Below are 11,367 nucleotides of genomic sequence, written 5' to 3'. Positions count from 1 at the left end.
CATACTTGGCTTTGGCTTTGCCGTTAACGATTTCGACAATAACGACTCCACTCCTCGGGGCGGCGGACACGGCAATTATCGGTCATTTGAACAACCCGGCCTATTTGGGAGGTGTTGCCGTTGGTACCCTTATTTTCAATACATTGTATTGGCTGTTCGGATTTCTTAGAGTGAGCACCTCTGCATTTACGGCACAGGCCGTTGGCTCGGGAGACAAGGATGAGGGAATCGCAGCCCTGATACGTCCGCTGGTCATCGCTTTATTTATCGGTATGGTCTTCATCGCCCTCCAGAAACCGATTTTGAGTGCAGCACTTTACTTTATTCAACCCGGACCGGAAGTTTCCACTCAAGCGGCCCAGTATTTCAATATTCGGATATGGGGTGGACCGCTTACACTCATTAATTATGTTCTTATCGGATGGTTAATGGGCTTGTCCCGTCTGAAGGAGACTCTGTTCGTGCAGATCTTTATGAATGTATTTAATATTGCCCTCGATTTGGTTTTCGTCCAGGTGTTTCATTGGAACGTTGCCGGTGTAGCGGCAGCTACTTTGATAGCCGAAGGGACAGCATGTGTGCTCGGTATCCTTCTTATTGTTCGATCACGGTTGTGGAAGCAGTGGCGAAGCGATAAGACTTCCCGCTGGAAGGAATGGTTCCAGGTTTCGGAATGGAAAAAAATGATGTCTGCCAACGGGGACCTTATGATCCGAACCGCTTGCCTGTTGGTCATGTTCAATCTGTTCACCTCGCAGAGCGCCGGTCTTGGAACGGATGTGCTGGCGGCCAATGCCATTTTGCTGCAAATTCACTATCTCATGGCTTACTTCTTTGACGGTTTCGGCAATGCCAGCAGCATATACGCAGGACAAGCCCGCGGAGCCGGCAGCGTTCGGCTTTTGAGAAGAACGATCAAACTTTCCTGCATATGGACAGTTGTCGCTGCGCTTTCCATCAGCTTCGTATATTGGTGGATCAAGCGGCCGGCGATTTCCTTATTTACGGAACACGTAATTGTACAAGATCTCGCAAATACCTACAGCCATTGGCTGATCTGGTTTCCGATCAGTGCCGGTTTCGGACTCGTTTTCTACGGTGTGTTCACAGGAATGACGATTACGTATCCCATCCGTAATTCTATGTTAATATCACTGGTTCTGTTTCTGCTGGCTGTGGCAAGCATCGTTCCTTCTTACCACAACAATGGACTTTGGTTATCGTTTCTTGTTTTCGCTTTGGGAAGATCCGTTTTTCTTGTTCTGTACATTCCGCATTTGATCAGGAAGGTCAATTATTAGTTGCTCGCTGTTTTGTCACACTTTATCATGCGCTTTAGCTCTATCGGGTCATGTTCAATCATCTTGTTTTAAGCGAAAATATAATAGTCAGCCTGATGAATCGGATTTCATTTTCGAGGAAAGAGAGGAGGAACGCGCATGACGCAGCCGATTCGCGTATTGATTGTGGACGACCATCATCATGCCCGGGAGGGAATAAGGGAGACCCTGAGTGTGGATCCGTTATTCGAAATCGTTGGCGAGGGGCATAACGGTTTGGAAGCGATCCAACTGACGGAGCAATCCATGCCCGATCTGATTCTAATGGATATCAACATGAAGAAAATGGACGGTTTGGAGGCAACAAAAGAAATCAAGTCCCGGTTTCCTTATGTCAAAATCGTCATGGTCACCGTTTCCGACGACATTGCCCATCTGTTTGAGGCATTGAAAAAGGGAGCCCAGGGATATTTACTTAAAAACCTGAATCCTGAAGCATGGCACGAATATCTTAAAGCGGTGGCTTTCGATGAAGCGCCCTTGTCCAGGGAATTTGCCCAGCGGATTTTGCAGGAATTTTCCCAAAAGGAAAAACCGGAAGCCGTCAGCAATCCTTTAACCGCCAGAGAGCAGGAGATATTAAGTTGGGTAGCAAAAGGCGCATCAAATCGGGAAATTGCGTCCAAACTCGATATTTCCGAACACACAGTCAAAAATCATTTGAAAAATATTCTGCAAAAGCTGCATCTCGTTAATCGCGTACAGTTGGCGCGGTATGCATATGAGCAAGGATACTTTCGAAATTGAGGGAAGCCCGAATCGGTTAACCGATTCGGGCTTAATAGCATCTTTTCCTTACTTATGAGATGCCAGCCAAGTGGTGATCGTTATCAGATGGTCCTCTGTCAAGCGATCTTCGAAGGCCGGCATTCCACCGCCGCCATCCGATATTTTCTTATAAATTTGTTCTTTGGTCATCGAATCGCCAATATGTGCGAGTTCTGGACCAATGGCTCCTTGCAAATGATCCCCGTGACAAGAAATGCACATGTTTTTGTATAACTGCTCAGATGCCGCAGCATCCACAGCTCTCTCAGGCACCGTAAATTTAGTACCTTCAGAAATGGATTCTTCTTTGTCAGGGAGTTCCGTGCTTAATAAATACACTCCGCAGACACAGGCTATGCATACTAACGCCGCCATTAACCGCTTTTGCATTTTATCCCTCCTTACCGGTCAATACCATCCACTATCGTAACAATTGTCAGTTCGATTATCTGGAGAGAAGTGACTCGATATCCTTCATAATCTCTTCGTTATTCATTTCCTCTCCCATTTCATAGATCTTGCGGATGCGTTGCTCGGAATCGATTAATTGGAGTGAAGTGACCGTATGTACGAAATGTCCGTCGCCTAAATTTTGTACCATAATTCCATATTCAGCCGCGATTTTCTTCGTTTGTTCTTCTTCACCCCTCAGAATGTGCCAGCCTGATCTATCCATATTCATTCTTAGCGCATATTCACGCAATACTTCAGCAGTATCATGAACGGGGTCGAATGTCACGGCAACAAACTGTACTTGATTTCCGAACAAGCCTTTTTGCTTTAATTGCTCCTGAAGTTGAACCATCTTATAGGTAGTAAGAGGACAAATATCAGGGCAACTCGTGAACATGAATTCCATCAGAACGACTTTACCTTTGTTGTAACTTGCTTTCACGAATTGGTCATCCCAATCCTGCAAGACGAAATCGGGTGCGGCATTCCCGATGGGCAATTCCGTTTCCGAGTTGACCGAACGATATACAAAGTAAAAAGCTAAACTTATAACAAGCACTAGCAGAACTAACGGAAATAAATAGCTTCGTATTTTATTGCTCAATAATTGAATCCTCCTTTGGTATAACATGCTTTTTTCGGATGAAACCTTCAGAAAAGGAATCACTTACAGTATACGCGGAACGGAAGAACGTCTAAATAACTCGAAATAGCTAGTCGGCATACGGTTTGTGACAGAATCATGACAGCGGAAGAATTCGTCACATCGAGCGTAAATATTGAAATGGCATGCCACCTTTGTTATATGGCTTGTTTTGCATTTGTTTCTGACGATTTCATGTCAGTAGTAGGGAAGAATAGCTCAGATGAGTCATATTAACCTGCTTTGAAGCACTGTATAGTAGTTTGTAAAATGATAAATCAATTGGAGTGGATTAGGATGAACAATCAAACCCAAACCAAGAAAAGCTCGTGGCTGTTTAATGCATGGGCAATTTCTGTAGTCGCGACTTTAGGTAGCTTATATCTAAGTGAATATTTGCATTTTACGCCTTGCAGCTTGTGTTGGTATCAGCGGATTTTCATGTATCCCTTAACGATACTGTTAGGTATTGCTTCTGCGCGCAATCATACCTTTATTATCCCCTATGCCTTACCATTGGTCATAATCGGCGGCCTTGTCTCGTCCTATCATATCTTCATTCAAGAGATTCCACACGATAGTGCCTCTGCCTCTTGCGGACCAGTATCATGTCAAGAAGACGTGCTGAATGCTTTCGGATTCCTTACGGTTCCCATGCTTGCGTTAGTTGCTTTCATTCTCATATTCGTGGCGCTTTTACTCGTTAGACGTCATGAAAATAGAGAGATCAATTCCAACAAGGCATCACAATAAGGATCCTATTAAAGTTCAGCGACATCAAGATATTGACGTAGCCTTATGTTTTAAGTATGATAATCGTAATCATTACATATAAAATGAATAAGTAGAGTTATCTACAGGAGGATACGACATGACAAGAAACATGATTGTTTTACTATCTGCATTAATGGTTTCAATTGTGCTGATGGCAGGCTGCAGCGGCGGCAAAGCTGCGGATACGGGGGTAACGGATAAAGGCAAAGAATTGGTGTACGCAACCTCAAAAGATATTAACGATATGAACCCCCATTTATATCCGGGCTCCTTGCCGGCGCAAGGGATGGTGTACGAGTCATTGGTTGAAAATACGGAAGATGGAATCAAGCCCTTGCTAGCCGAATCTTGGAAGATTTCCGAAGATGAAAAAATATACACCTTTCATCTAAGAAAAGATGTAAAGTTTCAGGATGGGGAACCATTTAACGCAGAAGCCGTGAAGAAAAATATCGAAGCTGTGCAAGGCAATGCAAGCAAGCATTCCTGGATCAAGCTATCTACGAAAATCGTAAGTGTCAAAGCAGTCGATGAGTATACGGTTGAATTGGCTCTATCGGAGCCGTATTACCCGACCTTGCTTGAATTGTCGATGACCCGACCTTATGTATTCCTCTCTCCCGAAGATTTTAAGAACGGAGGAACAAAGGATGGCGTAAACGGTTACGATGGCACGGGTCCCTATAAGCTAACCGAACATAAAACCGATCAATATGCCGTATTTGAAGCCAATGAAAACTATTGGGGCGGCGCTCCAAAAGTGAAAAAGATTACAGCAAAAGTGCTACCTGCAGGAGAAACGACATTTTTGGCCCTGCAAAAGGGAGAGGTCAACTTCATATTTACAGACGATCGAGGCGCAGACAGCATTGATGTGGAAGCGATGAATCAGTTAGTTAAAGCGGGTGATTATCAACTGGTTAGAAGTAAAGCCATGAATACGAAAATGATCGTGGCTAATAGCAGCAAAGCAGATAATCCTGTAAGTGAAACCGCTGTTCGCGAAGCGATCTGGTATTCGATAGACAGAGAAACGATCAGCAAGCAAATCTTTAACGGTACGGAAACGGCCGCCAATACACTATTCTCATCTAACGTTAATTATGCCAACGAGGAACTGCAAAAACGAGGCTATGATTTAGAAAAAGCGAAAAAGATTTTGGAAGAAGCCGGATGGAAATTAGAGAATGGCAGCGAAGTCAGAATGAAAGCCGGAAACAAATTAACGATGAAGCTTTACTATGACGTCAACTCTTCCTCCCAAAAAACGCAAGCGGAATTCATTCAAAACACAGTAAAGAAGATAGGACTTGGGCTGGAGCTTGTCGGAGAAGAGTCTTCTTCCATCGCAAAAAGAAGATCGACGGGAGACTATGATTTACTGTTCAATCAAACATGGGGGCTCGCTTATGATCCGCAAAGCACAATCGCTGCTTTTACTTCCGAGGCGTCTTATCTCTATACGACGAAGGGTATAGCGAAAGCGGATGAGCTCTACAAGAAAATTGATCAGGTTATGGTGACTATGGATGAGAAAAGCCGCAAATCGTTATACGCGGACATCCTGAAAATCGTTCATGATGAGGCCGTCTTTATTCCCATCACCAATGGCAACGTCACCGTTGTAGCCCCGAAAAACTTGCAAGGCATCTCATTCAAGCAAACGCAATATGAGCTGCCATTCGAGCGAATGCACTTTGAGTAAATAAATAAAAAAAGGGGGTCCACCCCCTTTTTTATTTATTTGAAAGGGAGATTGCGATGAGCAGTTATATCATGAAGAGGTTATTGATATCGATTCCTCTGCTTGTGATGATTTCATTTTTGACGTTTGTCTTTGTCAATCTATCTCCATTAGATCCGGCAGAAGTGATATTGCACGCACAAGGCGTACCGACAATAACAGCTGAACTGATCGCGGAAACGAAAGCGGCACTGGGGATGGATCAACCCTTTTTGATCCGTTATCTGAATTGGTTCGTATCATGCTTGCAGTTGGATTTCGGACACTCGTACGTGACGGGGAAGCCGGTGTGGTCATTACTCGGCCCGGCTTTTTTCAATACGTTAAAACTAACCTTGGTTTCTGTTATGGCCATCATTTCGCTGTCTGTTGCACTAGGCGTCATCTGCGCATTAAGAGAAGGAAAAGCGCTGGACAAATCGGTAAGAGGCGTCTCTTTTTTTCTGACTTCCATGCCATCCTACTGGCTTGCGGCGCTTGTGGTCTGGTATTTTTCCGTGAAGCTGGATTTGTTGCCGACAAGCGGCATGGATTCGTTCAAAAGTTATGTTCTACCGGTTATTGTCACCACGATAAGCTTTGCAGGCGTTTACTTTCGAATCGTAAGAAGCTCCATGATAAGCAACTTGAATGAAGACTATGTGCTTTACGGCAGGGCATGCGGCTTGCCGGAGAGGAAGATAACGCTGCATATGGTAAGAAATTCCTTGCAGGTTGCGATTACCGTGTTCGGCATGGCAATCCCCATTATTTTGGGAAGCACGGTCGTCGTGGAAAACATATTTGCCTGGCCCGGGTTAGGAACGCTGAGCGTTAAGTCCATATTAAGCAGGGATTTCCCGATTATTCAGGCGTATGTCCTTGTACTGGCAGTGACCTTTGTACTGTTCAATACGGCCTCTGACATTCTCAATGCGGCGATGAACCCCAAGTTAAGGAAGGATCTCTAAATGAAACTGCTAAAGCATATGTGGAAGGATAAGTTAGCCGCTATATCGTTGTTCATTATCGCGGCCACCCTTGTTGTCGGGATATTCGCCCCATTATTTGCGCCGCACGATCCCTATGAAGTAAATATGGAACTTCGCTTTGCATCCTCATCTTGGGAATACCTGTTAGGCAACGATCATCTGGGGCGGTGCATCTTATCCCGACTCATTTATGGCATCCGTCCCAGCGTGCTTTGGGTGCTGGTTGTATTGGCGATATCGGTAGGGATTGGAGCGATTCTGGGCTTTATCGCCGGCTACTTTAGAGGGAAAACGGATGCCATTGTAATGAGGGTTTGCGATGTGATGCTTTCTTTCCCGGGATATGTCATGACCTTGGCCGTGATCGGTATTCTGGGCGTTGGGCTTGAGAATATTTTGATTGCATTTGTTTTGATGAAATGGGCATGGTTTGCCCGCATCATTAGAACGTCTGTCATGCAATATGCCGAAGCCGACTATGTGAAGTTCTCCAAGGCGCTCGGTGTCAGCAACATCAAAATTATGGTCAAGCATATCGTTCCCGTTTCGTTTCCGGACATTGCGGTTATTTCCAGCAGTTCCTTCGGTTCGACGATTTTGCAATTATCGGGCTTTTCCTTCCTCGGTTTAGGCATTCAAGCGCCGAAGGCGGAGTGGGGCATGATGTTAAATGAGGCAAGGGAAGTCATGTTTTCAAGGCCGGAACTCATGTTAGCGCCCGGCTTAACGATCATTATCGTCGTATCGGCCATCAACTTTTTGTCTGATTCGCTTCAAGTTGCTTTAGATCCGAAATTAATGACCTCCCGATATAAGCGGCAAGGACAGACCCTCGCCGCGGTCGTGAAGCTGCAGGGGAAAGAGGTGGCTTAATCCATTGATGAATATTCTAGAGGTGGCAAATTTGAAGATTTGGGATAGCCGCACCGGCAACGTGGTCATTCCGAATAGTTCATTTGATGTCAAAAAGGGAAGCTGTCTGGCTATTGTAGGAGAAAGCGGGAGCGGCAAGTCTCTGACCTGCAGGGCCATTATGAGATTGAATAAAGCCGGTCTCCGCCAATCCGGAGACATTCTGCTCGGCGGAATCAATTTAAGCGAGCTCCCTGAAAAAGAGATGCGAAAAAAAAGAGGAAAGCAGCTCTGCATGATTTTGCAAAATGGCATGCGTGCCTTTGATCCCTCTTGTGCGATCGGGATTCATTTAAAGGAAACACTGGCCTGGCACTTCGGCTGGAGCCGTGAAGAAATTACTGCCAGAATGAAAAAGGCGATGGAAAGTGTCATGCTGAAAGACCCGATCGCGGTGATGAATCAGTATCCGCATCAATTGTCGGGTGGTATGCTGCAGCGGGTTATGATTGCGTTGGCCATCGTGTTGGAACCCGACATTGTGATCGCCGACGAGCCGACGTCAGCGCTCGATACGATCTCGCAATTCGAGGTCGTGGAGCAGTTCATCGGGTTGCGGGAGAAGATGGGCTGCTCCATGATATTTGTTTCTCACGATTTGGGCATTGTCCAAAAAATGGCGGATGAGGTTCTGGTCATGAAAGACGGAGAAGTTGTGGAAAGAGGGACAACCCGGGCCATCTTCTCTGATGCTCACCATGAGTATACTCGCTATTTGGTTTCTACTAAGCTGGCGCTAAATGACCATTTTAAGAGAATCATGGGGGGCGTTCGCGTTGCTGAGCGTTGATCGTGTTGAGAAATCCTATAAAAAGGGCGGATTGTTTTCAAAGGAACGACAGAAGGTACTAAAAAACATAAGCTTCGAATGCCAGCAAGGGGAATGTTTGGGCATTATCGGAGAAAGCGGAAGCGGCAAATCTACCTTGGGTCGATTGCTATTAGGGATTGAAAAGCCTGATCGCGGAACCGTACTATTTGAGGGAAAGAGCATAGAGGATCGAAAATCGAGATTGGGAAATATCAGCGCCGTATTTCAAGACTATACCTCCTCCATCAATCCGTTTTATACCGTGGAGCAGGCCATGATGGAGCCCTTGAAGCTGCAAGGAATGGTTAAACAGGAGGCTCGAAGCAAGATTGATCTGCTCTTGCATCAAGTCGGGCTGAACTCATCCTATCGAATCAAATATCCTCATGAGTTATCGGGTGGTGAAGCTCAGCGGGTGTGCATAGCAAGAGCGGTTTCAACGGAACCGAAATGTATTTTATTGGATGAAGCCATCAGCTCTTTGGATGGATCTGTTCAAATCCAGGTGCTTGAATTGCTAAAAAGCTTGCGGAAAATCTATCATATGGGCTATATCTTCATCACCCATGATATTCAGGCTGCGGCCTATATTTGCGACAGAGTCATGATCGTTAGAGATGGACAAATTGAAGAAATGGTCATGATTGAACAGTTAAAAGACGTCCAGTCCGCGTATGCAAAGAAATTGCTGCAGATGATCATTGCGTAACGGTGTGGGCAATGGGCAATGTCAAAGGGAGTAGAGGAAGGAGCAAGCGTTTTGAGAGGAGCTTTGTCATGGCCTTTTCTGCAGTTATATATTTTGACGCTTCTGTATTTTAGCGCTAACTCGATATTGAATGTCATTATTCCTTTGAAGGGCGAATCGTTGGGAGCGACCAATACGACGATCGGGATTATCATGGGGGCGTATCTGTTTACAACCATGCTGTTTCGGCCGTGGGCAGGCCATATGATCCACAAGCATGGGCCAATTAAAGTTTTGCGCACGATTCTGGTTATCAATGGATTTGCTTTAATCCTATACACGTTTACTGGATTAGAGGGCTATTTTGTTGCCCGTATACTGCAAGGGGTGTGCACTGCCTTTTTTTCGATGGCATTACAATTGGGAATTATCGACGCGCTTCCAGACAAGGATCGTTCACAAGGGATTTCGATGTATTCCTTATGCGCGTCCATACCGGGGATTATTGGTCCCTTGCTGGCTTTAGGAATGTGGCAAGCAGGGGATATGAGTGGTTTTACTGCGGGGATGATCACCATTGCCATCCTTACAGGAGTGGTGGGCTATAGCGCCAAAATAAATAAGAAAGAGGCTGAGCCTGGTTCGAGTCAATCAGGGCAGGGCGGGGCGTTACTTAACTCCTTCGGCCAACTGGTAAAGAACCCGTACTTATTCAAATGCAGCGTTCTGATGCTGATTGCTTCCCTTATATTTGGTGCGGTGACAATCTTTGTCCCCCTATATGCTGTGCAAATCGAAGGCGGCAATGCTGCCATTTATCTCATGCTGCAGGCGGGAACCGTAGTCGTTGCCAGGTTTGTGTTGAGAAAGAAAATCCCCTCAGACGGCAAATGGCACTCTGCTTTTGTCATGTCGATGATGCTTATCTTAGCCGTAGCGGCGCAAAGTGTAAGCTTTTCTGTAATGGGTGGAGCAGTGTTTTTCTATGTCGGCGCCCTATTAATGGGGATCGCTCAGGCAGTCCTTTATCCTACGTTAACAACGTATTTGACTTTTGTATTGCCGCAGATGAATCGTAATGTGTTAATTGGCTTATTTATTGCCATGGCTGATTTGGGCGTTTCGCTGGGTGGTATCATTATGGGCCCGATCGCGGACCTTTCCTCTTATTCATTTATGTATATGATTTGCGCGATCTTAGGCGTGTCGATGATCCTTTTTTCCTATGAACGAGGTAAGATTTTTGTTAGGTCAAGATAAAGTCTTTAACCTGAATTTCAAAAGTCCGTAAGAACAATGTGAGAAGCTAGAGCAATAAATTTATACCAATGAGCCGAAAACTATTTGCCTGTGCATATTTACTACCTTGGAAATCACTGTTGCTAAGCGTAACTCAACTATTGCATAATTGTCTGGTAAGAGAATGAGACGGAAGAGGAGAGAGCTCGATGTTGCTGCAAAAAGGGGAAAAACTGCTATTTATCGGAGATTCGATCACGGATTGCGAGCGAGCGAAACCGACGGGAGAAGGTCTATTCGGCGCGTTAGGCAAAGGGTACGTTTCCTTGGTTGACGCGATGCTCCAAGCCGTATATCCGGAGCTGGGCATTCGTGTTGTCAATAAAGGGACGAGCGGCAATACCGTGCTGGATTTGCAGGCGAGATGGCAGGAGGATGTGCTGGATCAGAAGCCGGATTGGCTGTCCGTCATGATCGGAATTAACGATGTGTGGCGCCAGTACGATACGCCATTCATTAAGGAAGGACATGTATACGCGGATAAATATGAAGCGACCCTGCGCGAATTGGTGGAGCAGACGAAGCCTCATGTGAGTCATCTGGTACTGATGACTCCGTTTTATATAGAGAGCAATGAACAAGACGCGATGCGTAGCACAATGGACGAATATGGTGCGATTGTGAAGAGAATAGCATCGGAAACTGGTGCGATATTCGTTGATACGCAGGCCGCTTTTAACGAGGTGCTCAAGGAGCTTTATGCGGCTGCACTTGCATGGGATCGGGTCCATCCAACGCAAGCAGGACATGTCGTCCTCGCGCGGGCTTTCTTGGACAAAATCGGATTTCAGTGGAATAGATAAGGGTGATAGGAGCCGTCAGGGAGAGTGCTGACGGTTTTTATTATTCGCGCGCCTAGCCAAGCTAGGCACAACTAGTTGATGAAAGATCAATCGAGGTAAGAGCCAAGTCGCCTCGTAGCTGACAGGCAACTGGTGGAGAGATCCTAAGGTTGAAGCCCTGT

12 protein-coding genes are annotated in these 11,367 nt (G+C 45.7%); 10 read left to right on the top strand and 2 right to left on the bottom strand.

Features of this window, described 5'->3' with window-relative positions; genetic code table 11:
* Together ACESLK_RS13390 and ACESLK_RS13385 are read left to right on the top strand one after the other, a co-directional pair.
* The coding region (locus ACESLK_RS13390; RefSeq protein ID WP_373229994.1) for an MATE family efflux transporter at window positions 1–1,301 on the top strand (1,301 nt) is incomplete at its 5' end.
* 138 nt (window positions 1,302–1,439) lie between these two features.
* Entirely contained in the window at window positions 1,440–2,087 is a 648-nt protein-coding gene (locus ACESLK_RS13385; protein WP_373229992.1) for a response regulator, read from the top strand.
* A gap of 48 nt (window positions 2,088–2,135) precedes the next feature.
* On the opposite strand, the gene ACESLK_RS13380 is transcribed toward ACESLK_RS13385, so the two are convergent.
* The gene (locus ACESLK_RS13380) at window positions 2,136–2,498 is read right to left on the bottom strand and encodes a c-type cytochrome (protein WP_373229990.1); all 363 of its coding nucleotides are present in this window, start codon (window positions 2,496–2,498) and stop codon (window positions 2,136–2,138) included.
* Window positions 2,499–2,553: 55 nt separating this feature from the next.
* On the bottom strand, window positions 2,554–3,165 hold the full coding sequence (locus ACESLK_RS13375) for an SCO family protein (protein WP_373229989.1): 612 nt from the start codon (window positions 3,163–3,165) through the stop codon (window positions 2,554–2,556).
* A gap of 336 nt (window positions 3,166–3,501) precedes the next feature.
* On the opposite strand from ACESLK_RS13375, the gene ACESLK_RS13370 reads away from it, so the two are divergent.
* The 8 genes from ACESLK_RS13370 (at window position 3,502) to ACESLK_RS13335 (ending at window position 11,206) form a co-directional block, all read left to right on the top strand.
* Window positions 3,502–3,957: a disulfide oxidoreductase gene (locus ACESLK_RS13370; protein ID WP_373229988.1), complete on the top strand. Its 456-nt coding sequence runs from the start codon at window positions 3,502–3,504 to the stop codon at window positions 3,955–3,957.
* A 118-nt stretch (window positions 3,958–4,075) separates the two neighbouring features.
* The gene (gene cntA, locus ACESLK_RS13365) at window positions 4,076–5,683 is read left to right on the top strand and encodes a staphylopine-dependent metal ABC transporter substrate-binding lipoprotein (protein ID WP_373229986.1); all 1,608 of its coding nucleotides are present in this window, start codon (window positions 4,076–4,078) and stop codon (window positions 5,681–5,683) included.
* Window positions 5,684–5,739: 56 nt separating this feature from the next.
* Window positions 5,740–6,672 (top strand): nickel/cobalt ABC transporter permease, encoded by a 933-nt coding sequence (opp1B, locus tag ACESLK_RS13360; RefSeq protein WP_373229985.1) that lies wholly within the window; start codon window positions 5,740–5,742, stop codon window positions 6,670–6,672.
* Entirely contained in the window at window positions 6,673–7,566 is an 894-nt protein-coding gene (gene cntC, locus ACESLK_RS13355) for a staphylopine uptake ABC transporter permease subunit CntC (RefSeq protein ID WP_373229984.1), read from the top strand.
* 7 nt (window positions 7,567–7,573) lie between these two features.
* On the top strand, window positions 7,574–8,395 hold the full coding sequence (cntD, locus tag ACESLK_RS13350) for a staphylopine uptake ABC transporter ATP-binding protein CntD (RefSeq protein ID WP_373230077.1): 822 nt from the start codon (window positions 7,574–7,576) through the stop codon (window positions 8,393–8,395).
* Window positions 8,382–9,125: an ABC transporter ATP-binding protein gene (locus ACESLK_RS13345; protein ID WP_373229983.1), complete on the top strand. Its 744-nt coding sequence runs from the start codon at window positions 8,382–8,384 to the stop codon at window positions 9,123–9,125. Before cntD ends, ACESLK_RS13345 begins: the two co-directional genes overlap by 14 nt.
* Before the next feature lie 51 nt (window positions 9,126–9,176).
* The gene (cntE, locus tag ACESLK_RS13340; protein WP_373229981.1) at window positions 9,177–10,364 is read left to right on the top strand and encodes a staphylopine family metallophore export MFS transporter CntE; all 1,188 of its coding nucleotides are present in this window, start codon (window positions 9,177–9,179) and stop codon (window positions 10,362–10,364) included.
* A 188-nt stretch (window positions 10,365–10,552) separates the two neighbouring features.
* The gene (locus tag ACESLK_RS13335) at window positions 10,553–11,206 is read left to right on the top strand and encodes an SGNH/GDSL hydrolase family protein (protein ID WP_373229980.1); all 654 of its coding nucleotides are present in this window, start codon (window positions 10,553–10,555) and stop codon (window positions 11,204–11,206) included.
* Window positions 11,207–11,367: the final 161 nt, after the last annotated feature.

The organism is Cohnella sp. (genome assembly GCF_041640265.1).
Lineage (GTDB): Bacteria > Bacillota > Bacilli > Paenibacillales > Paenibacillaceae > Cohnella.
This window is presented reverse-complemented; position numbering and strand designations above follow the sequence as displayed.